This is a genomic window from Aneurinibacillus soli (genome assembly GCF_002355375.1).
Classification (GTDB): Bacteria; Bacillota; Bacilli; order Aneurinibacillales; family Aneurinibacillaceae; genus Aneurinibacillus; species Aneurinibacillus soli.
Genome location: NZ_AP017312.1, coordinates 3,680,659 through 3,705,000 on the forward strand (window position 1 = coordinate 3,680,659; position 24,342 = coordinate 3,705,000).

Sequence of the window (24,342 nt, forward strand, 5' to 3'; positions counted from 1 at the left end):
ACGCTGTACGCCCTTTCCCTCTATTTCTTGCTTATTGCTTTATCTACTTCGCTGCGTACGGCGGTCGGCACGAGAGACCATGGAAGACTCGGCTTTCCGTAGCGCCTGAGCGCGGCATCAAGCTCTTCCAGATACTGAACTCGTCTGATTATATCAGCTTCGTACTTCTCCCGAATCTGTCCTGTTATACATCCCGTATCCAGTTGCCTGAGCAGCTCATTCCACTCTGCTCTAATTTTGCCGTAAAGACCAAAATGTTTCAACGTTTTCTCATAATCTACTGTAATCATATAACGCGCTGCCAATTGAAGCGGATAAGAAAGTGCCTGGCGAAAATATTCCACCGCGGAAGCATGGTCTTCCTTCGCCACTGCCTCTACCGCCTTCAGATAGTAGCTGTTGACCTGTCGTCGCTCTTCTTCTGTCAGCTTCATCTGCGGTACGACTGCTTCATTTTCCACATTTTCTTCCTCAAGAACTACTTCCTCATCTGCTAATGCCTCTTCTTCCAAAGCCTCATCACAAATTGATACAGATAGTTCCTGCTGCATCTCGTGGTTCTTTCGCGCTTCAATCGATTCTACTATTTCTTCACATTCTCCTGCTTCTGGTTCATCAGCTACACCATCTACTAGTTCTTCTTCTGCTACTCGCATCAACTCTTCATGTTCCACGGCTTCGTCTATCTGGGCCGGTTGATTTGCTTCAACAGGCTCGTTCCCGATAGACAGATCACGTAGTCGCTGAGCCTGATCTGTCTGCTGGCGCTCTTCTGCAACCACCATCTCCACAACCGTCTCTGTCTTTGCAATGCTATTCTCTTTATCAGTTTCCTCATAGTCTCCTTCTAAAACTGGGACGAAGGCGTTCAGCTCTGCATCCGCCTCTCCCCTATACGCCGCTTCTTCTTGTACAAGAGATGATGACGTCAGGCTCAGTGAAGCCAGCATTGGACTTGTGTCTTCTGTAGTCGCTCCAGAATGCCTATGTATCTGTCGCGCCATAAACAGAACAGCCAGCACGATTATGCCTACCCCCAGAACCATCAATGTAGGTACCCCTCCTACAATCAGCATAAAAAACGGGGCGATCGCACCAAGTACAATTGATCTAAAGAAAAGGTTTGCCAGTTGTTTGTTCGAATATAATGTTTGACGCAAAAAAAGAAAGAAGAGAACAGTAAGAAAAAAATATAGCTTAAAATACTCACTGATTTCGGACATACCCATCGAATCATCCTTCCTCTCTGTTCCATCTTCATAAGGCTTATGAAACTGAGCGTATGTGCTTACAACTTTTCTGACTTATGTAGCACTTGTATTAATTCGACAGTTTATATGACTCTCCTTTTCTATTATATAGTAAAAAAGTTATGAATTTCAGTAGTTATCAAAGACTATTTTTATAAAATAGTACACATAACATACTCGGTTCCGCGCATAGTGTAAATGAACTTCTCACTCTCCACTCTTACCAACATCTCATTTTCCTCTTAGTTATTTTTTGATTTTTCCATGTATACTGAATAAAAAAACAAGAAAGCGAGGAGAATACTTGAGAAAAAACTACCGAAACCGACTTTCGTTCCTTCTACTTTGTTTAATAGCCCTATGCTTTCCTGCTTTTTATGCAGGAAAAGCTACTACCTCTTCAGAACCCGTTCAACTTCGAAAGTTTCCTTATCCATACCGGGCTATGCTTTCTTTTACATCTGATATCGACGGAACAACTCCGGAAGAATTCGTGCAGTACCACCGCTTCCTTAATACCCGGGAACAGACACCCATGGGAACAGGTCTTGGACTTGATATTAGCGACAGCTTCTGGATGTATATGGCCACCAATACCGCTTCCTATGTAGACAATCAGAAGCGTCCGGCAAACGCCATCATGACATATTTCCACGGCATTGATCCAACCCGACCGAAAGATGCTGACCGTATCAAGCATTACTGGCAAGCCGGATGGATTGACTCTATGCATAGCTACGGAGATTTCTCCCGTCAGAATGAGCAAGAAGGGCTTTGTACCCGTAGGCTGGCCCGCGCAGCCTGGCAAGAGATGCAACAAGCAGGCATCCAGCCTGAAATATGGATTAACCACGGCAATCGAGCCAATAAACAAAACTTTGGCTCGTATCGCCGCTTTGGCTTCACATCTTATCAAGATGGGGATAATCCGCGTTCCCCATTCTATCATACTGACATAGCTGTGCAGAACGGCGTACGTTTTGTCTGGAACTCATACAGCGATTTTTCCTTTGGAACGGATACCGCGATCTTCCCTCTTCATCTGCGGGATGGAAGCCGGGTCTGGGGATTTCACCGATATGGATTTAACCGCACCACGAAGGGGACACAATGGACTTGGGGACCGGGCGCTATTCATTTGCAGCTTACACCTGAACATTTAAACGAAATTATTAAACGCGGGCAATACTCGGTCGTAGCACAGCATTTTGGAGGTGGTGTGGAAGACGTACCTTTTTCTGAGCCGAACTGCAAAGCCCTGCGGCTTCTAGCAACCTATTACTATAATGGCGATATTCTCGTCGCACGCACCAGCAGGCTGCTTCGCTACAATCTCGTCCAGCAATATATTCGCTATACAACCATTCATAAAGAAGATCGGACTCAGATTCAGATCAAAGCTCTTGCCGATCCACTTTTCGGTTATCGCGATGTACGCCCTGATGAAATTCGGGGGCTGACCTTTTATGTCAAGAATCCTTCCCAGACGGATATCTTCCTTGGAAAACGTAAGCTTGCTTCTTCGGATATTCAGCTCAATCCTCCTGACCAGACAGGACGCGCAAGCATTAGTATCAAATGGTTTGCACCCGATGTATTTGATTACTCCGCGACTGCACCGCATTTATGAAAACATGATTACATCTCTTTAGCGAGAACGCTTCTGCTTTCTCGCTAGTTTTTTTATCGTAAACTCCATTTTTTCTTTACAAATTTTTCTTTATGTATTATTATCATTTTTGATAATAATACATAAAATGATAACGAAAGATTTTCTCTACTTCCAAAAGGAGCTACCGTGATGAACACTCTTGATCTACTTCTACACCCTGTTCGCATGCGAATTTTACAGACGTTAATGCCGGATCGCGAGCTTACCGTACAAGAAATAGGTGAACATCTCTCTGATATTCCACCCGCTACCCTGTATCGCCATGTCAAAAAACTGAAAGAAGGCGGTGTAATTGAATCGCGCTCCCGTCAGCAAATACGTGGAACTGTAGAAAGCCGCTACGGAATTACAAGTTCAGCTTTTCAAGGCGATAGTCAAGCATTCAATCAGTTGCCAGCTGAAGAGCATCTTCGCTATTTCTCGGTCTTTCTTTCTTTTCTGCAAGCAGAGTTCGGACGCTATCTTACACAACCAGAACGTGATTTTGAAAAAGACGGGATCGGCTACCGCTACACTTCTGTGTATTTATCGGAAGACGAATTCAACGACTGGCTGGAAGAATACCGGACGCTTATGCGTCGAGCCATGGCCCTGCCACCTGCACCACATCGTATGAAACGCACCCTTGCGCATATTTTTCTTTCTGAAAAGGAGTAATGCATATATGCCTATCCAAGAACATGAAGTGATCATTCCATCCGCTTATCCACTTGCGGGTACACTAACACTGCCAGAGAATTCTGGTGATCAGATTCCCGTTATCATCATGCTGCACGGCAGCGGAGATATGGACCGGGATGAAAATGCAAAACAGCTACGAATTAATGCGTTTAAGGAACTGAGTGATGAAGCGGTTCGGCAAGGATATGCCACGCTGCGCTACGACAAACGTGGAGTCGGGCAAAGCGGCGGTAACTTCTATGAGGCCGGGCTATTTGACCTGATCGATGACGCAGTTGCTGCCGTTGAATTCAGCAAACATCAACCGCAGCTTGACCCAAAGCGCATTATTCTGCTTGGTCATAGTGAAGGAGGACTGCTTGCCCCCGCTGTTCATGCCCGTACACCCGTACACGGTATGATTCTGCTAGCCTCGCCTGCTGAACCGCTTGCCGATACAGCGGCCTGGCAACGGGAACAGATGAAAGACGACATGCGTAGCCAGAAGGGATTCGGCGGCTGGCTCCTTCGCGTATTGAACGTACCAGGGAAGCTCGATAAGATGAATGACGACCTGATTGCACGAATCAACAATACAACCGATGCCGTTATCCGGTACAAAGGAAAAAAAATAAACGCCAAATGGAATCGGGAACATGTGCAATACGATGTGCGCCCCTATCTTGCGGAAGTTGACTGCCCGGTGCTGGCGATTACCGGGACAAAAGATGTTCAGGTACATCCAGAACATGTACATGAGATCGGTCGCTTAACGACAGGTACGTGTGAAGCTCATCTCATTCCAGATATGACTCATATTCTTCGTCGAACGAAAGTCGGACCTGGTATCGGGGAAATTTTAAAAGATTACAAGAAACAGATCGTACACCCCATTGATGCTGATGTGCAGCGATTGATCGCCGACTGGTTGCACCGTATTTTCCCTCTCACCTGAACAGTATCTCCCTGATCTGGTACCTGTTAGTATAACAGGTACTCTTTTTTACAAAAAAAAGAGAATCGCAAAGGACTCTCCCGTAAGCTTCTCTATGAAATATGACCTGATATATAAATCGCCAGCGCCAATAAGATTAGATGAAAAATTTGATCCGCTATAATGCCAAGCCATCCCGCTGCCGGACCTTCTGTCATCTGCACACGCCGGACCCAAAACGCCACAAACGTCCGCCGATCTAGAAAAATGTGTCCGATATAAATCAAGGTAAGTCCCCAGATCGAAAGCCCACCTGATAGCCATCCGAACAAAGCAATAATCGATGTATACACCGTAACATGTGTTATGAGTGGCGGCCATTTCTTTGCCTTATTGTCTGCCATCCAGCTTGTCTGAAATAAAAAGTCGGCAATAAGATGCCCAAGCAAAAGCATATCGAATTGGCTCATATTCTCCCTCCCTTCATTGTGCAGGCGGACAGGCCCCTATTTCTATCTGTCCGCCTCCTGTGATATGGCCACTATTTTCGTAAAATCACAACCTCATTTTTCTCATCCCACTGCACAGATGCCCCATTCATTTCTGCTATGTAGCGCACCGGGATGAAAACACGGCCCTGGTGAAGAAAGGCAGCGGTATCCATTGTCTGTACAACAGTATCTCCCTCATATATATTGCGATCCTGTACTTTCAGATAAAACGTATGCGGCTTATCCGGCTGATCATCATTCGGGACATGAATGGTTACACGCTGTGTGCTAGCATCCCATTCAATGGTGCGGCCCAACGCATCTGCAATCGCGCGAACCGGAACGAATACCCGATTATCTTTGCGCAGCGGAGCTGTTGGGAACGTAATTTCAGTATCGTTCAAGTACAGTTGAATGTATGACTTTTTGGAATAACTTGCTGGTAGCTCCGGCGTAATTTTCCGGATCATATGATTCCGGCTGTCTGCTACAAGAAGTGTTCCACCTGCCCCTGCCCATACATCAGCGGGACCATCAAAACGGGCGTTCTGTTCGATACCATTCCAGATGCCGTACTCTTCCACTCCGGCAATTGTGCGTACCTGGTGCGTGTCAAGCGCTAGCGCACGAATGCGCTGATTATTCGTATCGGCAATATACAGCGTCTTTCCATCCGGGCTAATCGATAAGCCTGTTGGAGAGGCAAAGCGGGCTTCCTGGCCGCTACCGTCCGCAAAGTCTCCTGCAAGTACAGTCGACTCTTCTACTTTTTCATTGCCGCCACCGGCTAGCGTCCGAACGGTACCATCTGGCGTAATCTGGCGAATGCGCTGATTGCCCGTATCCGCTACATATACCACTCCTTTGTGATCCACCGCGATGCCGTCCGGTTCATTAAATAATGCCTCTTCTCCCCGGCCATCTCGGAATGCACCGTCCATCTGCCCACCTGCCAGTGTGCGAACCGTGCCATCTGATGCAATCTTACGAATCCTGTGATTCAATGTATCGGCCACATACACCACTCCATCCGGTCCAACCGCCACATCGCCCGGCTCGTTGAACTGTGCGGCTTTGCTCGTGCCGTCCTGATACCCGCTCTTCCCGGAGCCAGCCAGTGTAGATACCGTGCCATCGGGTGTAATTTTGCGAATCGCATGATTCATCCGATCGGCCACGTACAGATTTCCCACTGCATCCAGTGCGATGCCCTGCGGAAGATTGAAGCGAGCACTCGTACCGATTCCATCCTTTAAATCCCCTGTACACGAGCAGCTCTTGTCCTTCTCGCCCACTCCACCTGCCAGCGTCTGAATCGTTCCGTCTTCTGTAATTTTACGAATCTGATTATTTTCACTATCGGCGACAAAAATCTCTCCCGCCGCATTTTGTACCACGCTATACGGGAAGCGGAACTGTACCTGGGCTGCTGAACCGTTTTTTTGACCGAATTGTTTACTACCCGCTACTGTCGTAATACGGGACAGGGGAAGATCAGTTGCCGCTGCCTGGACTGGGAAACAAGCGCTCCACGCCAATCCTACCACGAGTAGAGCGCTACTAATTTTTTTATACCATGTTCGAGATTTCATACTGTCGCTCTCCTCCTTTCTTACTGCACCGACAACGTTACAATAGTTTGTGCCGGGAGTTGTACTGGAATTACGTTTCCGTTGCTGTCATACAATGCAAGAGCCAGAAGCTCCACATTTATCGGGCTCTTAATCGGGCTCTTAATCGGGAATGATATTTCTGCCAAAGTCTGGGTTTCGTTTATTTGAGCAGTATCTGTACCTGGAAGAAGCTGCACAAATATAAACTCGTTTTTTCCACCAGCAACCGGATAAGATTGTTGGTTTTGCAATGGAGAAGACATTCCTTTCCACGTTCCTGGCGTACCAATTGGCGTATTCGACACGTCACCTGGCGCGTATAGGGCGTGCAACTCAATTCCCGCGACATTTGCCATATTCACTCCATCAAGAATGATTTTGGCTGTATTAGTTGGTGCTGTAGCAGGTACGACTCGTACTTTGACAATTGGAGTCACAGAAGGCTGGTTGCCGCCACCTGAACCGCCCGAGCTACCACCTGAACTACCCGTATTTCCAGTTGAAGGGAGTCCTTTTTTCAAAGTATCAGCCATTTGCTGCATTTCAGTAGTTAATTTGGACTTCCGCTCGCCCATATCCTGCACCATCTGATCAATGATTTCAGGCGAAGCTTTCGAAATGATGCTTCCCGGATCAATGGGACGCTGGTTATCTGCCGGATTCTGCTGCTGGGAGGTAATCGTTGTTTGCTGCCCTGACCGAACAAGGATCGTTTGCTGTCCTGTTTGCTGACCCGTCTGCTGTGTAGAACGAGTAGTCACCGCTACGACCCCGTCCTCAACCGTCATATATGTCTCACCTGTGCAAGAATCAACTGTAACAAGAAACAACGTTCCGCGCACCCCCATTATGGCTGTTGGGGTTTCAATATCAAATCGATCATTCGCATTCGCTAAGCTCTCCACCTTATTCCATACTTGCCCAGACCAGACCTTCCCCTTTGTTTTTCCTCCTGCCATCTGGGCGATCATCAAGCGTGTGCCGCTCCCAAGTGTCGATTGTGTTCCTTGGCTGTATACCACTTTGGCAGACGAGTTCTTGCCGGTAATAATGGTATCTCCCTGTGAAAGGGCCATGCTGTTAAATGCTTTTACGACTTTTTTACTGCCGCTTTTTTGCACCTTTACATCGCCTTTAACCGATGCAAGCTTTGCGGTACGTGCCGCTGCCATGACTGTTGTATCTGCTATGCCGATACTGCTTACTACAAATAGAGCCAGTATAAGCAGCGTACCGATTTTTCGTAGTGTGGACATAACTATGCCTCCTTTTGCTTATCTTCCAGCTTCTCCCCGATTACTTCATACACCATAACCGAATGCTCTTTACCTTTTACTTTCATTTCACCCATCTCTTCAATGATAAAATACGACTCTACACGCGCTTTTGTATTTTCACTAATCAGAATCTTACCCGGCTTAGCGTTCGATTCAAGGCGTGCAGCCAGGTTAACGGTGTCGCCAATCGCTGTATAGTCAAGTCGGCTTTTGGAGCCGATGTTGCCGATAACTGCATCTCCAGAGTTAATCCCAATCCCGAACTGTACCGTATGTCCGATCTGCTGGCGCAATCGCTCAGTCAGCTCGGCTGACCCTTTACGCATTTCAAGAGCGGCCCGTATCGCAAGCTCTGCGTGATTGTCCGTCTGAATCGGTGCCCCGAAGATTCCCATCACGCCATCCCCGATGAATTTATCAAGTGTGCCATTAAATTTGAAAATCGCCCGTGTACACAAATCCAGGTATTCATTGAGCACCTCAACGACCTGCTCCGGCTCAAGCTTCTCCGACAGTGGCGTAAATCCACGAATGTCGACAAAAATAAGCGTGACATCACGGCGCACACCGCCGAGCTGTACTTCTTCCTTCTTGCTGAGAATATCGTCGACAATCGACTTGGATACGTAGCGGACGAATAACGATGTCACACGGTTGCGCTGCTGACGCTCCGTCAAATACTGATCGACTACGGAATATACATAAGCCGCAATAATCGCAAGCAGGACGTATACATATGGAAGCAAAATTCCATAGCTAAAAGTTATAATAAGCGCGAGCGTATACAATACGAACAGACCAATGAACACAAACAGACCGCGTATTCCCTTGAAACGATTGGTCAGCGCATACGTACCAAACGCCATACAAGCGATCAATATCCACCCGACTGTTTTGGACAACGGGCTATATAACTTGTTATCCAGCAAGCTTTGGATGAAGTTCGCATGAATCTCGACCCCATACATCGATAGACTCTTACTCATTGGCGTGAAATATTGATCCTGCATGCCAGTCGCATACGGACCGATTAATACAACTGCATTCTTAAAGGTTTCAGGTGGCACGGTTCCACTTATCACGTCTTCATATGAGAGCACATCAAAACCAGTTTCTGAACCTGGTCGCTGTGCAAACGAAAAATACACTTCCTGGCGATCATTCACCGGAATCTTCTCACTTCCTCGATACCAGGTCCCGTCTTTCTCCTGCCTGATTTTCTCTTTTTCTGGGAGAAGATAATTGGCCAGACGAACTCCGACAGACGGAATCATGCCCAGTTCTTTATGAGGCAAACTAAGGATTCCGGTCCGTATCTTATTGTCCCGGTCAGGAAGCACATTAACATGGGCGAGCTGTTCCGGTCGCACTGGAAAAAATGGCATGTTTACCCGATCATACTCTAGTTTTCCCTTCCCGGACTGTACACGTGGAAACTCATAATTCGTTGAGAACACCACATTCGGATACTTGGCTGCCACTTCAGCAATTGCCGCATTATCATCTTGATCATGGCTCGGCTCTGATAGAATGGCATCCAGCCAGACCGCCTTCGCTCCACCTTCCGCTACCTTACGCATAATCTCGGCATGATACGCACGCGGCCATGGCCATTTTCCGAGTGCAGTCAAACTTTTCTCATCGATTCCGATCATAATAATTCGATTGTCAACCTCACGCTCACTTTGTACAACCCGGTCTGTCAGATTATTCTCCACAACATAGAAGGTCGAGAGCTGATACGCATAGCCCGCCAGAAGAGTGATAACGCTACCTACGAGAAGCAATTTCACCCAGAAATATGAGAATAAGCGCTTAACTGATTCCATAGCTCCTCCTTTTTCCTTATTTTTTTACAAGCTTGGATGCATCCATATAGATATAATGATTTTCAAATGTAATGATTTCATTGCGATGCAAGTATGTAAGCACACCGTTTACTACCTGTTGCGAGATACCGACCAATTTTCCAATTTCATGAAGTCCGATTTTTATGTCAATTCTGATCATATTATTCTCGCGGATTCCATGTTTCATGGCGAGATCAGCCAATACTTTAAGTACACGTGTTTCTACATCAAGGAATACCATATCTGTAATTTCTTTGTTTGCTTTGCGGATTCGTGAGGAAAGCTGTTTAAGGATTTGTCGGGTAAATGAAAAGTTGCCTTCGAGGAAGCGGAAGAAATCGTTGTGAGAGATGGAGAGCAGTACAGAGGGTTCGAGAATTTGTACCGAAGCGGAGCGGTTCTCCCCATCAAGCAAGGCCAGCTCACCGAAGCTATCGCCTGCTCTGAAAATCGTAATGATCTTTTCCTGCCCGTCTTTTTCAGTATAGATCTTAGCTGAACCTGATGCGATAATGTAGAATGTCTTGCCGTTATCACCTTCACGAAACAAGATAAATCCTGGCTGGAATTTTTGAGAGAAGACTATTTTTTCTAGTTCTTGTAACTGCTCATCTGTCAGATGTTCGAATAGTGGAACTGATCGTAGTTTATCTTTTACTTTGAATATTCCAAGTATATCAGTTTTTTTATCCATATCTTACCCCCTTTACTACAATTATGATTCCTTCAAACTAAAGAAATTCTATCAAGAGACAAAACGTTTTACAAGAAATAAAAGCCAGTATGTGATGCCTACCTGACATAAATCAGTACTATCTTCCTACTACATCGTTTATTTTTATCTGGAATCGTGTTCTTCGTTTACATGATCTAGCTTCTCCTGTACTATGAAGGCTAGAAGCCGTTGATTACGGCGTAATTTTTCTTCTATATAAGTTGAATTAAATAATTTACATTTTTGTGCACAAGCGATTCACAATCCGACATAAATCTTGATTTATGTGCTGAATAAATGCCTGTACATTGGTACGAATCTCTTTTACAGATTCATAAAACACATTTTCGATGATTGATTTTTTCAGCCATTTCCACAAGCCTTCGATAAGGTTAAGGTTTGGACTATACGGAGGCAAAAAGACAAGGGAGAGACGCTCCGCCTGTTCTTGTAAAAAGGGCTGAATCAATTTTGCATGATGAATACGTGCATTATCCAGAACCATGACAATTTTCCCTGTGGGATACTGTTCAAGTACAAGTTCTAAAAAGGAAAGAAATGTTTGGGCGTCGTACTGTTCACGTTCGATACAGAATACGTTTCCTGTTTCATAGTTCAAGGCTCCAATTAGCTTTACACCCTGATGCTTTCCATACGTTGGAATAAGGCGTTGCTTCCCCCGAAGAAACCAGGTAGAACTAACAGCCTGATAATCCCGGATCATCGCTTCATCTTGGAAAAGAACGTGGTCAATTTCTCCATTCAGAAGTTTTTTTTATCCCCGTAAAGGTTTCACGAAAAGCTTCCTGTTTTTCAGGATCGGCTTTGGCAAGGGTATAAGAAGCTTTTGTATAGCTAAAACCGAGACGTTTCAAAAGTATGGTTACTCCTTTTAGTGTGTAAGAAACTCCATACTCTCGTTCGATCCATTTCCCAATTAGACCTGCGGTCCAGTTATACTCGACAGGGACATCAACATCAATCGGACGTTTCGTTGCGACTACCTCAGCCACCTGTTGTTCTTGTTCTTCCGTTAAACGTTTCGGTGCGCCAGGAGAATGTCTGAGTTCCAGACCAACCAGCCCGTTTTTTCGATACAGTTTCAAATACGTGCAGATGGTTTGAGGTGTACGCCCAAGAAGCTGTGCAATATCTTTATTTTTCTTTCCACAAAGATGAAGATACACGGTTTGATAGCGTTCGAACATCCGCTTATCCTTCGTGGTGTTCATCGCTTTCCTTGCTTCTTGTATGTCAATCTGCTTCTCATTCATCTTTTTTTCGCCTCTCCATCGTGAAAATCTTGATAGAGGTTTATTTCCACACAAAACATAAAAAACCTTTAATTCAACTTATATATATTGACATATCATAAAAATAGTCTGTTTCCGCTCTTTCTTCTCCTCCCTCTGCTATCACCTAATTTTTGAATGGCAGCAGGAATCTCGGTGGCTCGTAGAGAAAGTAATCTTGCACGTTGAAACACGCTCCTAGCCCATCCGTCCCTGCTCCTGCTACATAAAAAGTTCCATCAAAAAGTATCCAGATTTGCGCATCAATAAGACATCTTCCGCCTCTTTGTACCATCCAGTCTGAATCACATAATCTACTATCCGTAGGAGATCACCCTGCCTTTTACTTTCTCTCCCTAAAAAACAAGTATGTACTACCGATTAATTATAATATTAAAACAATTATAGCACTATACGGATACAGAAAAAGAAGATACATTTGCATCAGCCTTTTTCTGATTCGTACTCTATTATAGAAAGGACTAGTAAGAATGAAAAATCAAAAAAAGAAGGCGACTGCCCGAGCAATGGCGGCTGTAGCTCTGCTGACTTCACTCTTCACCGTTACACCTATAGGAACGCACCAGGTACAGGCCGCTACGGATACCACTCCTCCCCATCTCGAAAGCATTCTATCAAGCGGTGATACGATCACATTAACGTATGATGAAGAATTAACGCTCCCTGATGACCCGGAATCAAACCCGGAACCAAACCCTGACTCACCTCCGGGCCCACACCCAGGCTTTCCCCTCCCGCTTCTACCAACTTATACGGTACATACCTCTAGTGGGGATACTACGATAGACACCAGCAGGCCGCCTGAAGGAAATACAATCACTCTTACGCCTGATCCTCCCATCAACAATCCAGCTACTATTCAATATAGTGGTTATATACGTGTAAGCGATCTCGCTGGTAATCTTGATACTTCTTTGGATACACCAAAAGAAATAATCGATAATTCTCACGATACAACGCCTCCACAACTTGTTCGCTCCATTATAAGCACAGACGATATTAAACTGTTCTATAACGAACCTTTGAATCCTGATGAAATTGATCCAGCTGATTACAAAATAACAGTAAACGGAGAACCACAAGCCGTAGGTTACGCTGAGATTCGTGGCGGCATGGTTAGATTGATACCAAATAGAGGAGCTATAGCGTTTGGAGACAAGGTAGATTTGACGTACGAAGCAGCAAAGACGACTAGTCCTTTGCAGGATAAAAGCGGCAATAAGGCGGAGAATATTGGAATTTCTGCACAGGCTACTGATTTGACCCCCCCTGAATTAGATCGAGAGGGCATCTTCGTGTGGAAAAATGAATTAAGGTTCGGATTAACAGAACCGATTCGACTTCACTCCCCTGGAGATACCCTTGCCGATGCCTTTACTCTTCGTGTAGGTTCACGAACTATTAACGTTACAGGCTGCAGCATCTCAGCGTCAAATAGGCTGCTTACCCTGGTGTTAGATGATTCTGTAGAATATGGAGAGTCTGGTATTTACCTGAATTATATTGGTGGAAACAGAATTGAAGACCTGGCCAGAAATCCTTTAGCTCCATTTTCAAATCTTCGTGTAACCAATCAATCTTCCGCCCGCTCACTCTTATCCATTGCAATAAAGGATTCTTCTCCTTTAATTCTTCCAGTTGGCGGGAAATATCTTTTAACCGTACAGGCGTTCTATAGTAAAGGAGATCCGCGAGACAAAATTGCATCACTTGCCTCTTATACATGGGATAACCCGAATTGCGCCACCGCAGATACAGGCTGGGTTACAGCTACTGCAGAAGGCACGACCACCATTACGGCATCTTACCAGGGGAAAACAGCATCGATTCCTGTTACAGTCATATCCGAAGCCGACTATAAAAAGGGCCTCCGAGACCGACTGGATCCTACTCATACCGGGATTACGCTCGGTACTATCATCAAATTCCTGCGAGCAAATCCCTTAGAAGACTTCAACATGGATGGTGCAATCAATAATGACGACGTTACGTATCTCATGCAATTAGTCTCCCCGAAGAAAACGACCTAATCGTACAATACAAAAAAGGAAGCTGACCTATACCAGCTTCCTTTTTCTATCTCTATCGAATCAACCCAATCCACTGCCAGAACGGGATCGACACGACCACCGCTAGCACCGCGAACAAAGCATAACATATCGCCACCTTTTGCCCCTGCCTATGACTAAACGCCCGCTCCTCCGTACTATAATACGCAAGCAGATAAGAAGGCGACTGATATGTAAAAAAGAAAGGATCAGACGTCAATAGAATGACAAACAAAAGCAGCCACGGATGAATTCCTACTTGCTCACACAACGGAGCAAGCGAGATCACAAGCAGAATAACCGCCGGATCATCCCGAACAATAAACGTCACAAGAAACACCGTCACCGCAACCGCTGGAATAAACAAATATGGCGAACCTGTAAATGGTTCCAGGAAATGTGCAAACAAGCTGGTTAACCACTTCACCACTCCAAGCTCAGAAGCCACGGTCGCAAACGCAAGGGCTACCCCATTAAACAGCATGAACGGCCAGTCAATCCCGCTTTTCAACGTACGGCTGTCCAGCACCCCTGTTATCACAAGAACAGAAAAACCAGTTAGCATGATCCAGACACTTTCGATGTGATGCCACGATTCCAGCATCAGCATCCCAATCGTCCCCGTCATCGTCCAAAGTGTAATTTTCTCTTCCTTCGTCAGACTGCCAAGAATGGTGAGCTGCTCATCTAGCATCGCTGCCGACATCGCTTTCCCTTCTGATCCTGGTCGGAATAAAAAAAGATTCGCCACAAACATCCCGACCGTAAACACGAGAAACGCCGGAAGCGCATACCAGAACCATTGCCCCCACGATACCGAAAGATTTGGAATTAGCCCCATCGCCAGTACATTCAAGCTTGATGCCGTCAGGAAAAAGGGCGATAAATACCCATACGACACCATAGCTGTCAATCCGAGCCCAGCCGACCCCCTCGAACGATTGGCAAAGCCCATCGCCTCACTAATACTTAAGGCAATCGGACTTGCGAGCACAACTTTCGCAGAAGAAGACGGAAGAAGTGGATTAAATACAATCCCACTTATCATCAGACCCATCATCTGGCCCCGATAGCTTTTCGGAAACAGCTTCAGCATATGCAGAGATAATCGGTACAGGAGACCTGAGTGAGAGATCGCAGCGCCAAGCGCTAGAATGCCCATCATATACAGCCAAACAGGGTTACTAAAACCTGATAATACGGTATCCATCTTTACCAGCCCGGTAAGCGACCATGACATGGCTAGCAGAAGCGCCACAATATAGTCTGGAATCACATCTACAATCCAGAACGCCATCGCGGTCAGAGACAGGCCAACGAACAGCATGCCTTTATGTGACAACCCCGAAAACGGCTCTGCCTGACTGAAATACCCGAGACATAAACAGCTGAACAAGATGGTAAAAAGAATGCTGAGACCACTTTTATTAAACAGCTGGCCTGCTTTCTCCGCTCGTGCAAGACGCCACATATTCTCAAAATTAAGCTTAGATAATGCATACTCCCGATCTTGCCCTTCCCCTTGATCTGCCTTCTGTCGACGCGAAGAAGACTCGGTCAATTCGGAAGCAAGACTGTATGCCATATTGAGGTACTCCAATGCTTTTTGCGGATAACCGAGCTTTTTGCTGAATGCAGCTGCGTATTCATACAGCTGAGCCGCCTGTTGATCAGAAAAATACAGTTGGATATTCGAAAGCGCATCTTCTACGAGTGAAAATCCAGCAGCTAGATTTCTATGAAGCTGCGCTTCTAGCAGTAAAAAAAGAATCGCTTCATGACGGAACAGTATGTCTTTTGGGCACGCTACAAGCAACACACCCACCTGTTCTTTCTCCTCCAGGCTGATCGAATCACAATCAAGCTGTTTCTCAACAACACCGCACGCCTTCTCCCATTCTGTACTCTGAATGTATGTCTGCACCGCATACGGAAGCTGCTGATGGGCAAGAAAGTAGTGAACTGCCTTATCCAACACCGCTTCTTTCTGGCTACTTCCAAAACGTGAAGCGTACATATCCCTAAGAACCAGCTGGATAGCCGGATCGACATAAAACCATTCGACTCCCGCTTCATACTCATGGACAATCAGATCTTGATAGACAGGTTTATACTCATAAATTTGCTGAATGGCTGAATCATGCTTGAAATAGTGGGTAAGAAGTGAAGGGGTAGCCCCTGGCAATAAGGAGAGAGTCAGAACCGTATCTTGCAAAAGCTCTGGTAAAGTAGAAAGTGCTTCAAGTACCTGTTTCACCTGTGAGTCTTTGGAGCGCTGCAGACTGCTGTTCGTCTGCGCCAGTCGCTGGCATAAGAGCCGGGAGAGGTAGGTGGAAATCGTATTATTTTCCAACATTAACTGATGAAAGGTGTCTGTCCCCATCTTGAAGAGGACCGTTGAACTTGCGGCAATCCCTGATGCGGAACGGGGGTTTCCTGTTAACAGCGACATTTCGCCAAATACTTCCCCCTCCTTCAAAATCGTAAGCAGATGCCGTTCCCCTTCTTCTGTACTGGCGAACAACTCTACTTCTCCGCTATTAATGATATACATCGCATCTCCGGCATCCCCTGTGTTGAAAATAACGGTACCCGGTTCTATCGTTATTTTCTCCATACTTCCGAACAGCCGGGCTTGCTCGACAGTAGAAAGACCTTCGAACATCTCTACATTTTGTAGTAACATCGCTCTTTATATCTCACCTCGTACTTTTTTCTATGATAGCTGTACTATATCATGAATCGGATTACTAGAATATTGATAGAGAGGATAAACTTTCACGGAATGGAGAGAAGCGAAATGCTGAAAAAAATAGGGATATTTCTCATCTTTTTTCTTGTACTGTTGTCAAGCTCCATATCAGCCGCTCCGGCCAAGGAAACGAAGCAAGCTGCTTTTATTAAAAAAGTGTACACCAGTCAAGGGAAAACATATATAACCGTCGATTACGTTGACTTCCTACGTGGAGAAGCAGCTGCACGCGCAATGCGGGAAGCCGGGGAATGTGATGATCAAGATGGAGACTGTTATCCGCCAGATGATTATTACATTCGCAATGTAAATCCAAAACTACGCACATTTCCACTCAACAAAAACGTGCCGATTTATGTACAAAAACTGCATTTTACGTACGATGCTCCTGTTGATACGTATAAGAAATACACACCGGCTTCTTTTAAAGCATTGTCTACTTCCTCTAAGAACTATATCGTTACAGACGTGCCATACTGGCTCACATTAAAAGGAGATACCATTACAAAAATCGAGGAACAATTTATCCCTTAATATAATAAAGAAGCTACGAAAACACCGCCTTTATATCGGGCGGTGTTTATCGTTTCGGGAGTTTGATATGAAACGTGGTTCCCTCCCCTTTTTGCGAGTCGATTTCGATTTGTCCCTGATGATTTTCGATGATACGGCAGCAAATCGACAGACCAAGCCCAAGTCCACTTTCTTTTGTGGTAAAAAACGGCTGTAACACCTGTTGCTGTTCGTCTTCTGTCATGCCAATCCCTTTGTCCTGCACACGAATCGATACAAATCCAGCTTCTTCTGACAGCACGACAACAATCTGCCCGCCATTCGGCATTGCCTCTATCGCATTTTGCAACAAATTCATCACGACTTGCTTCATCTGCATTTCATTAAATTCCATAACAACTGGGATGTCCGGAGCCTTATATACGATCTCCACATTGCACAACAATGCCTGACTCTGCATGAAAATAACCATTTCATCGAGCACTTTTTTGATATCATCTTTCTTACTCACCGCTTGTGCCTCTGGCTTGGCTACTCCAACAAAATCAGTAACGAGCTTATTAATGCGTGCAAGCTCGCTGCGAATAATTCCAAAATAAAGTACATCTTTGTGACTAACTGTCTCTTTCTCTTGAAGCAGCTGGATAAACCCAGAAATCGATGTGAGCGGATTGCGAATTTCATGTGCGAACCCGGCTGCCAGCTTTCCAACCGCTGAAAATTTCTCAGAGGCCATGATTTGCTTCTCAAGAATTTGATTCAGCATGAACAGCTTCTGATTTTGTTTGCGAAGCAGCAATTCACGTCCGACTGATTCCACAACAGCAAGCAAAATCCCAAGATACATATCCGTCGCATTTTCAAGCGTTGTCAAAATGGACAGTGTTCCGGTAAGACCATCTCTTCCCTCATAACAGAAAGGAACGGAATAACAAGCAGACTCAGCAAGATATGTATGATAATGCTCATTTCCAAGAATTTTTATCGGCTTGTTATGTTCGAGCGCAAGGGACACCGTATTAATTCCCATCTCCTGTTCCCGATATACAGCTCCTGGCACTATACCTATATGTTGAACCGATTGCAGAATTCCTTCATCCCCGTACATGTCTAGAATGGCCGACTGCGAGTCTGTCACACAAAGCACAACGGGATGCTTCCCAAAGAACAGGAGTTTATTTGCAAAGAAATTCGTCATTTCCAATATTTCATTGTACCACTCTTTTCGCTCTGCAAGATCTTTAGCCGCAAGCAGATTTGGTACAGGTATTATATCCGGATCAAGCCCTTTCCGCACACAGCGCTCCCGGCAGGCTTCGATATAAGATGAATCAATAGCTAACATACCCAACCCTCATATTATGTAAATTTGCAAAAAGCCAATCTTCTTTCCATTATAACGATCATTTCATGGCAAGGACATGTCATTTTTTCACTATATGTATGGTATGATACTGAAGATAGAAGAGAGAAAAGGAGGAATTTATATGACGACTTTTGAAAATGTACGTATAGCAAAAGAAGCAAACATTTATTTTGATGGGAAAGTTACAAGCCGGAACGTTCTATTTGCAGACGGCACAAAAAAAACGCTGGGCATTATGATGCCGGGAGAGTATGAATTCTCTACTTCACTCAAAGAAGAAATGGACATTACAGCAGGCAAGCTTGAATATAAACTGAATGGGCAGGACTGGCAAACGATTGACGGAAGCGGCGTATTTTATGTACCTGCTAATGAAAGTTTTCAACTGAAAGTACATACTGTTGTCGATTACTGCTGCTCCTATTTAGCAGAGTAGGTCAAAAAAGAGGAAGCCTATGTTCATCGGCTCCCTCTTTCTCTTTATTCGACCGCCCAGTTTCCGTTACGGAAAATCGCTTCTCGCTTCCCATCAGCTGTCACACCATCAATATTGAGCGCAGCTGAACCGATCATGAAGTCGACATGCACAAGACTTTTGTTCGCGCCAAGCTCCTTCAACTCGTCTTCCGACAGCTTCGCCCCGTTCCGTACATTGGTTGGATAGGCGCTTCCAATTGCCAGGTGGCAAGACGCATTTTCGTCAAACAGCGTGTTATAAAAAATCAGATTCGAATTCGAAATCGGCGAGTCATGCGGTACAAGCGCGACTTCCCCGAGCTTAAGGGCCCCTTCATCTGTCTCCAGCAGGTGCTTCAGTGTTTCATACCCTGTTTCGGCTGTATACGCGACTACCTTTCCTTTTTCGAATGTAAGCGTGAAGTTATCAATGACATTGCCCGCATAATTCAGTGGCTTCGTACTGTGGACGGTGCCATTCACTCCATCTTTATGTGGCATCGTAAATACTTCCTCAGTCGGCATATTCGGATTAAATCGTACCCCCTCCTGACTCACAGCCCCTCCGCCGACCCAGATATGATTTTCAACTAGATCAATCGTCAGGTTCGTGCCCGGTGCTTCATAGACCAGCTGCTTATACCGTTTGTCGTTCAAATACGTGACCCATTTCTCCAGACTGGCATTATGCTTACTCCACGTCTCGATCGGATTGTCCGTATGCACGCGCGTTACCTGGAATATCACATCCCACAACTTTGCCATCGCCTGTTCCGTGTCCACATCCGGGAATACTTTCGTCGCCCATGCTTCTGTTGGAATGGAGATCAGGCACCAGCAAGCCTTATCCGCCATCAGGTAGCTCCGGTATTTCTCAAGCGCCATCGCACTCGCTTTATTCGCAGCCGAGATACGGGCCGGGTCAATTCCTTTGAGCAGTTCTGGATTCGGGGCATAAATGGTGAGAAACGCTGCACCACCTTCGGCCATCTCTTCAAGCCCTTTGGCTTTCCACATTGGAAACTCGGTAAAAGCTTCGTCCGGAGCTTTTTCATACTTGATGCGGGTCAGGTTCTCATCATTCCATTCGACATGAACATTCTTGGCCCCCGCTTCGTATGCTTTTAACGCAATCTGGCGGACGAATTCAGCCGCAGATAATGGAGCATTAATGACGAGCGTCTGTCCTGTTTGTACCGAAACTCCGGTATGAACAGCGAGTGCCGCATATTTTTCCAGGCTTTGTTTTAATGCATTCATGTTTTTTCCTCCCATGCAATCATTTCGTCGTTATGTCAGACTGCAATCATCTTTTTATAATCTCCACATACTAGAAGTATTCAATTCAGCATCTCCTGATTATCGAACAGAAGCGCCTTAATACAATTGGAATTATATGATAAAACCATGATACAAGAAAGCACTATATCATTCTAATCACGAAAGGAACGATTCCTGTGCCTGTTTACTTCCGAACCCGTCTTCCTCGTATTGTCGCACCCGCTCTATCGCTTACTCTCCTCTCTACTCCGCTAGCTGCTTCGGCTGCACCTGCTACTCCTTCTATAGCGTCTCACTCAACCTGGAATCTTACCATCATGCATACAAATGATACACATGCTCATCTTGACAATGCGGCACAGCGTGCTTCGCTCATCAAGCAAATTCGAAGTGAAGCGAAGAACACCTTATTGCTGGATGCTGGGGACGTATTTTCGGGGGACTTGTACTTTACCGAGTGGAAAGGGCAAGCGGATGTGCAGTTGATGAATTTTGTCGGCTATGACGCAATGGCGCTCGGTAACCACGAATTTGACAAAGGCCCTGCCACACTTGCTGCCTTCATCCAAAATGCGCAATTCCCTGTCGTAAATGCCAACTATGATTTCACCAAAGATGCATCCTTAAAAGGATGGGTACAGCAGCCGATTACAATCCCAGACACAACCCACAAAACAAAGCCCGGTATTTATCCATATGTTAGTAAGCAAATAGATGGCCAGCTCGTAGCCATCATCGGTGTCACAACAGAGGATACAGCTAAATCATCAAGTCCGGGCAAAGACATTGTGATACATGACGCCTTCCCGGCAGTCGAAAAAACAATCGCTGACATTAACAAGCAAGGCATTAATAAAATCATTGTCATAAGCCATCTTGGCTACCCGCGCGATAAGGAAATGGCACGGCAAGTAGAGGGCATCGATGTGATTGTTGGCGGACATACCCATACGAAGATCGACAAGCCGGAAATCGTAGCGGATGACGCTACACCGACGCTTGTTGTGCAGGCGAATGAATATGGCAAGTATATCGGTCGGGCAGATCTTACATTCGACGAGAACGGAGTAATTCAGACAAACAACGTGCAGGTAAAGCTTTATCCGGTTGAAAAAACCACACCGGAACATCCCAAAGTGAAGCCACTACTTGATACATACAAGGCACAGTTAAGCTCAGATTAAACAGCAAGTAATCGGAAAAACAACCGTCGCACTTGATGGCGACCGTACCCATGTCCGGACGCAGGAGACGAATCTTGGAAATCTCATTGCCGATACGATGCTCGCCAAAGCTGCCGAACTTAAAGGAGCTACGCTGGCCATTATGAATGGCGGTGGCATCCGCGCTTCCATCGAAGAGGGGCCGATTACACTCGGTCAGATCAAAACGGTTCTGCCATTTGATAACAGCCTGACGATTCTTGATGTGACAGGCGAGCAAATTATTCAGGCGCTTGAAAATGGCATAAGCAAGGCAGAAGCTCAGGAAGGAGCATTTCCACAAATCGCTGGCATGCGTTTTGTGTGGAATAAAGCGGCCAAACCAGGCAATCGAATCGTTCGAGTAGAAACGAAAAATCAGGATGGTAGCTATACAGTGCTTGACCCAGCGAAAACATATCGAATGGCAACGGTTAAGTTCCTGTCTGATGGTGGAGACGGATATACAATGTTTACCGAAGCAAAGAATAAAGAAGATCTTTATATTGCGGACTACGATGCTTTCGTGGACTATGTAAAAGCACATGGTGGCACTGTGATACCTAAAGTAGAAGGACGTATCCTAGAGCAGTCCGCAAAATAACGTGAAAACACCTGATGTTCGTACATCTCATACGAGCATCAGGTGTTTTTGTATCTTATACACGATAGATTCTCTCCACCGTTGGAATATCTGCTGGTGCCCACTCCAGCTTCGCAAGCTCATCCCGTCCGAGCCACTCCAGTTTTTCATGTTCCGCAGCAATCGGCACCACTTCGCTATTGATCATTCTCGCATAATACGTTAATAGCCGTACAATAACAGCCGGATATTCATGTGTCACATCAGCAATAAGCTCCCCTACTGTAATCTCGATCCCAAGCTCTTCCTTGATTTCTCGTCTTAGCGCATCTTGCGGACTTTCTCCCGCTTCAATCTTTCCACCAGGAAACTCCCACATTCCAGGCAATGACATTGCTTGCGAACGAAGCGCACACAAAATTTCATCGTTTTCGTTAACAAGCACAGCTCCGACTACGTCTACTTTTTTCATATGGTCCTCCAAAAGATGTACATCATTCTATTCATTACATTTTACTATATCCCTCTATAATACTTACACATAATTTTCTATTTTTTGGGTATCTTATGTGCAATACATTTACATCTCAGGAGGACATTATGGCCGAAAACCATTCAGCAAAAGCTAAGCTGCCACAGTTTCCAGAACCGTACTGGAGGGATGCAAAGGGTCTCCCTTCCTTTCCAAAACTCAACTACGATATAAAAGTAGAAACCGCAATCATCGGAGGAGGAATCTCCGGAATTACAACCGCCTACTTGCTGGCAAAAGAAGGAGTAAAAGTCGCACTCATCGACGCTGGTACACTCTTAAATGGAACAACGGGTCATACTACCGCAAAAATAACGGCGCAGCATGATCTTATTTATCACGAACTTATGCAGACTATCGGGAAAGAACAGGCTGCGCTTTATTATCAAGCAAATACGAATGCCCTTCACTTCATAAAAAATACCGTTGCGGAGCACAAAATCGAGTGTGATCTGACAGAAGAAGATGCATACATCTACACAAACTCCGAGGAATATGTAAGCAAATTACACGACGAATTTACATCGTATCAGGAAATAGGGATCGACAGTGAATACGTAGAATCAATTCCTCTCCCGCTGCAAACAAAAGCCGCTATCGTGATGAAAAAACAAGCTCAGTTTCATCCCGTTGCTTACTTATTTAGTCTGGTCCGCTTTATTACGGAAGCAGGCGGTGCCATATATGAAAACACGACAGCTGTAGATATTGAAGAAGGATCTCAGCCCAAAATCATCACAAGAGAAGGACATACAATTACTTGTGATAACGCAATCATATGTTCACACTTCCCTTTCTATGATGGAAGTGGTTTTTACTTCTCCCGGATGTATGCCGAAAGATCGTACGTACTCGGAATCAAAATAAAACAAGACTATCCTGGCGGTATGTATCTAAGCGCAGAAAATCCGAAACGTTCCCTGCGCTACACAATGATGAATGGAGAAAAACTTGTATTACTAGGTGGAGAAAGTCATAAAGCCGGGCAAGGAATCTGCACGTTCAAACATTATGAAGCACTCCAAGCTTTTGGTGCGGAAACCTTCGACATAAAAGAAATTCCCTATCGATGGTCAACTCAAGACTTGATCACCCTCGATAAAATCCCTTATATCGGGCGGCTTACTTCTAACAGTCCGAATATTTTTGTCGCAACAGGATACAGAAAATGGGGGATGACGAACGGAACTACTGCTGCACTACTTCTCAAAGATTTAATCGCGCAACGAGACAATCCTTATGCCGAACTTTATTCCCCATCCAGATTTAATGCTGATCCAAGCGTAAAAAACTTTATCGTCCAAAATGCTGATGTTGCCAAACATTTAATCATAGGAAAATTGGAAGTAGTCTTTACAAAAGCGGAGGACTTGTCTAACGATGAAGGAGCCGTCGTTACGGTGAATGGCAAACGAGCAGGGGCGTATAAGGACCGGAATGGAACACTGCACCTTGTTGATACGACCTGTACGCATATGGGATGTGAAGTCGAATGGAACGATGGAGAACGAACTTGGGACTGCCCCTGCCATGGTTCACGATTTTCTGTCGATGGTGATGTAATCGAAGGACCGGCTGAGCAACCTTTGAAAAAGGTAGAAGAAGAATAAGTTGACTGTACGGTTATTTGTTTATAGAACAAAAAAGGCTGGACAAACCCGTAGCCTGTCCAGCCTTTTTCTGCTTACTTTTTGCTATGTGGCTAATTTACATGCTTGCTGCTTCCATCCTGCGCCAACTCAAATCGAGCCTGTAGCTGCTCCAATTGTTGCTCCATTTCACTCACAGCTTTTTCATCCGTACTGCCACGTACTTGTTGAATCGCATGATGAGC

Annotated in this window: 21 protein-coding genes (1 of these 21 only partly in view); 9 read left to right on the plus strand and 12 right to left on the minus strand. The window is 45.3% G+C overall.

What is annotated here, in order from left to right; translation table 11 throughout:
* Nucleotides 1–20: 20 nt before the first annotated feature.
* Nucleotides 21–1,160, minus strand: a complete 1,140-nt coding sequence (locus CB4_RS18585; protein WP_231956071.1) for a flotillin family protein — start codon at nt 1,158–1,160, stop codon at nt 21–23.
* 535 nt (nt 1,161–1,695) lie between these two features.
* On the opposite strand from CB4_RS18585, the gene CB4_RS18590 reads away from it, so the two are divergent.
* The 3 genes from CB4_RS18590 (at nt 1,696) to CB4_RS18600 (ending at nt 4,537) form a co-directional block, all read left to right on the plus strand.
* Entirely contained in the window at nt 1,696–2,880 is a 1,185-nt protein-coding gene (locus tag CB4_RS18590; RefSeq protein ID WP_096467226.1) for a hypothetical protein, read from the plus strand.
* A gap of 171 nt (nt 2,881–3,051) precedes the next feature.
* On the plus strand, nt 3,052–3,579 hold the full coding sequence (locus tag CB4_RS18595; RefSeq protein ID WP_096467227.1) for a helix-turn-helix domain-containing protein: 528 nt from the start codon (nt 3,052–3,054) through the stop codon (nt 3,577–3,579).
* 7 nt (nt 3,580–3,586) lie between these two features.
* A complete protein-coding gene (locus CB4_RS18600) occupies nt 3,587–4,537 on the plus strand; it encodes an alpha/beta hydrolase family protein (RefSeq protein WP_096467228.1) in 951 nt (316 codons plus the stop codon).
* A 92-nt stretch (nt 4,538–4,629) separates the two neighbouring features.
* Here CB4_RS18600 and CB4_RS18605 read toward each other — a convergent pair whose 3' ends face one another.
* From CB4_RS18605 to CB4_RS18630, 6 genes are all read right to left on the minus strand, one after another.
* Nucleotides 4,630–4,986 (minus strand): DUF3307 domain-containing protein, encoded by a 357-nt coding sequence (locus tag CB4_RS18605; protein ID WP_096467229.1) that lies wholly within the window; start codon nt 4,984–4,986, stop codon nt 4,630–4,632.
* Nucleotides 4,987–5,057: 71 nt separating this feature from the next.
* Entirely contained in the window at nt 5,058–6,599 is a 1,542-nt protein-coding gene (locus tag CB4_RS18610) for an NHL domain-containing protein (RefSeq protein WP_096467230.1), read from the minus strand.
* A 20-nt stretch (nt 6,600–6,619) separates the two neighbouring features.
* On the minus strand, nt 6,620–7,876 hold the full coding sequence (locus CB4_RS18615; RefSeq protein ID WP_096467231.1) for a FecR family protein: 1,257 nt from the start codon (nt 7,874–7,876) through the stop codon (nt 6,620–6,622).
* 2 nt (nt 7,877–7,878) lie between these two features.
* Nucleotides 7,879–9,726: a CHASE2 domain-containing protein gene (locus tag CB4_RS18620; protein ID WP_096467232.1), complete on the minus strand. Its 1,848-nt coding sequence runs from the start codon at nt 9,724–9,726 to the stop codon at nt 7,879–7,881.
* Between the two features lie 16 nt (nt 9,727–9,742).
* Entirely contained in the window at nt 9,743–10,441 is a 699-nt protein-coding gene (locus CB4_RS18625; protein WP_096467233.1) for a Crp/Fnr family transcriptional regulator, read from the minus strand.
* Nucleotides 10,442–10,697: 256 nt separating this feature from the next.
* Nucleotides 10,698–11,736 (minus strand): IS630 family transposase gene (locus tag CB4_RS18630; RefSeq protein ID WP_269459511.1). Its coding sequence is split into 2 segments (ribosomal slippage): nt 10,698–11,237 and nt 11,239–11,736, totalling 1,038 coding nucleotides; the frame shifts between segments, so codons are not numbered across the junction.
* 509 nt (nt 11,737–12,245) lie between these two features.
* Here CB4_RS18630 and CB4_RS18635 point away from each other — a divergent pair.
* A complete protein-coding gene (locus CB4_RS18635; RefSeq protein ID WP_096467234.1) occupies nt 12,246–13,805 on the plus strand; it encodes a SwmB domain-containing protein in 1,560 nt (519 codons plus the stop codon).
* A 52-nt stretch (nt 13,806–13,857) separates the two neighbouring features.
* Here CB4_RS18635 and CB4_RS18640 read toward each other — a convergent pair whose 3' ends face one another.
* Nucleotides 13,858–16,509: an SLC13 family permease gene (locus tag CB4_RS18640; RefSeq protein WP_096467235.1), complete on the minus strand. Its 2,652-nt coding sequence runs from the start codon at nt 16,507–16,509 to the stop codon at nt 13,858–13,860.
* Nucleotides 16,510–16,623: 114 nt separating this feature from the next.
* On the opposite strand from CB4_RS18640, the gene CB4_RS18645 reads away from it, so the two are divergent.
* Nucleotides 16,624–17,109: a hypothetical protein gene (locus CB4_RS18645; protein WP_096467236.1), complete on the plus strand. Its 486-nt coding sequence runs from the start codon at nt 16,624–16,626 to the stop codon at nt 17,107–17,109.
* Between the two features lie 46 nt (nt 17,110–17,155).
* Here the strand turns inward: CB4_RS18645 and CB4_RS18650 are convergent, their stop codons facing one another.
* On the minus strand, nt 17,156–18,433 hold the full coding sequence (locus CB4_RS18650) for an ATP-binding protein (RefSeq protein ID WP_096467237.1): 1,278 nt from the start codon (nt 18,431–18,433) through the stop codon (nt 17,156–17,158).
* A 142-nt stretch (nt 18,434–18,575) separates the two neighbouring features.
* Between CB4_RS18650 and ppnP the strand changes: the two genes are divergently transcribed.
* On the plus strand, nt 18,576–18,890 hold the full coding sequence (ppnP, locus tag CB4_RS18655) for a pyrimidine/purine nucleoside phosphorylase (protein WP_096467238.1): 315 nt from the start codon (nt 18,576–18,578) through the stop codon (nt 18,888–18,890).
* 44 nt (nt 18,891–18,934) lie between these two features.
* Here the strand turns inward: ppnP and CB4_RS18660 are convergent, their stop codons facing one another.
* The gene (locus CB4_RS18660; protein ID WP_096467239.1) at nt 18,935–20,170 is read right to left on the minus strand and encodes an aminopeptidase; all 1,236 of its coding nucleotides are present in this window, start codon (nt 20,168–20,170) and stop codon (nt 18,935–18,937) included.
* Nucleotides 20,171–20,508: 338 nt separating this feature from the next.
* Between CB4_RS18660 and CB4_RS18665 the strand changes: the two genes are divergently transcribed.
* Nucleotides 20,509–21,375 (plus strand): metallophosphoesterase, encoded by an 867-nt coding sequence (locus tag CB4_RS18665; protein WP_096467240.1) that lies wholly within the window; start codon nt 20,509–20,511, stop codon nt 21,373–21,375.
* A 10-nt stretch (nt 21,376–21,385) separates the two neighbouring features.
* Nucleotides 21,386–21,997 carry a 5'-nucleotidase C-terminal domain-containing protein gene (locus CB4_RS18670; protein ID WP_231956280.1) on the plus strand — a complete coding sequence of 204 codons (612 nt, stop codon included), beginning with the start codon at nt 21,386–21,388 and terminating at the stop codon, nt 21,995–21,997.
* A gap of 55 nt (nt 21,998–22,052) precedes the next feature.
* Here the strand turns inward: CB4_RS18670 and CB4_RS18675 are convergent, their stop codons facing one another.
* Nucleotides 22,053–22,448, minus strand: coding sequence for a (deoxy)nucleoside triphosphate pyrophosphohydrolase (locus CB4_RS18675; RefSeq protein ID WP_096467242.1), 396 nt, complete (start codon nt 22,446–22,448; stop codon nt 22,053–22,055).
* 128 nt (nt 22,449–22,576) lie between these two features.
* Here CB4_RS18675 and CB4_RS18680 point away from each other — a divergent pair, with 128 nt between their 5' ends.
* Entirely contained in the window at nt 22,577–24,118 is a 1,542-nt protein-coding gene (locus CB4_RS18680) for an FAD-dependent oxidoreductase (protein WP_096467243.1), read from the plus strand.
* 92 nt (nt 24,119–24,210) lie between these two features.
* Here CB4_RS18680 and CB4_RS18685 read toward each other — a convergent pair whose 3' ends face one another.
* Nucleotides 24,211–24,342: the 3' portion of a hypothetical protein gene (locus CB4_RS18685; protein WP_096467244.1), read on the minus strand. 126 nt of this gene lie beyond the right edge of the window; 132 of the gene's 258 nt are visible here — the last part of the coding sequence; its start codon lies beyond the right edge, outside the window; the stop codon is at nt 24,211–24,213.

Coding starts and splice junctions, on each gene's coding strand:
- CB4_RS18590 (WP_096467226.1), top strand. CDS start 1,696: ATGCTTTCTTTTACATCTGATATCGACGGAACAACTCCGGAAGAATTC.
- CB4_RS18595 (WP_096467227.1), top strand. CDS start 3,052: ATGAACACTCTTGATCTACTTCTACACCCTGTTCGCATGCGAATTTTA.
- CB4_RS18600 (WP_096467228.1), top strand. CDS start 3,587: ATGCCTATCCAAGAACATGAAGTGATCATTCCATCCGCTTATCCACTT.
- CB4_RS18605 (WP_096467229.1), bottom strand. CDS start 4,986: ATGAGCCAATTCGATATGCTTTTGCTTGGGCATCTTATTGCCGACTTT.
- CB4_RS18610 (WP_096467230.1), bottom strand. CDS start 6,599: ATGAAATCTCGAACATGGTATAAAAAAATTAGTAGCGCTCTACTCGTG.
- CB4_RS18615 (WP_096467231.1), bottom strand. CDS start 7,876: ATGTCCACACTACGAAAAATCGGTACGCTGCTTATACTGGCTCTATTT.
- CB4_RS18620 (WP_096467232.1), bottom strand. CDS start 9,726: ATGGAATCAGTTAAGCGCTTATTCTCATATTTCTGGGTGAAATTGCTT.
- CB4_RS18625 (WP_096467233.1), bottom strand. CDS start 10,441: ATGGATAAAAAAACTGATATACTTGGAATATTCAAAGTAAAAGATAAA.
- CB4_RS18635 (WP_096467234.1), top strand. CDS start 12,246: ATGAAAAATCAAAAAAAGAAGGCGACTGCCCGAGCAATGGCGGCTGTA.
- CB4_RS18640 (WP_096467235.1), bottom strand. CDS start 16,509: ATGTTACTACAAAATGTAGAGATGTTCGAAGGTCTTTCTACTGTCGAG.
- CB4_RS18645 (WP_096467236.1), top strand. CDS start 16,624: ATGCTGAAAAAAATAGGGATATTTCTCATCTTTTTTCTTGTACTGTTG.
- CB4_RS18650 (WP_096467237.1), bottom strand. CDS start 18,433: ATGTTAGCTATTGATTCATCTTATATCGAAGCCTGCCGGGAGCGCTGT.
- ppnP (WP_096467238.1), top strand. CDS start 18,576: ATGACGACTTTTGAAAATGTACGTATAGCAAAAGAAGCAAACATTTAT.
- CB4_RS18660 (WP_096467239.1), bottom strand. CDS start 20,170: ATGAATGCATTAAAACAAAGCCTGGAAAAATATGCGGCACTCGCTGTT.
- CB4_RS18665 (WP_096467240.1), top strand. CDS start 20,509: ATGCATACAAATGATACACATGCTCATCTTGACAATGCGGCACAGCGT.
- CB4_RS18675 (WP_096467242.1), bottom strand. CDS start 22,448: ATGAAAAAAGTAGACGTAGTCGGAGCTGTGCTTGTTAACGAAAACGAT.
- CB4_RS18680 (WP_096467243.1), top strand. CDS start 22,577: ATGGCCGAAAACCATTCAGCAAAAGCTAAGCTGCCACAGTTTCCAGAA.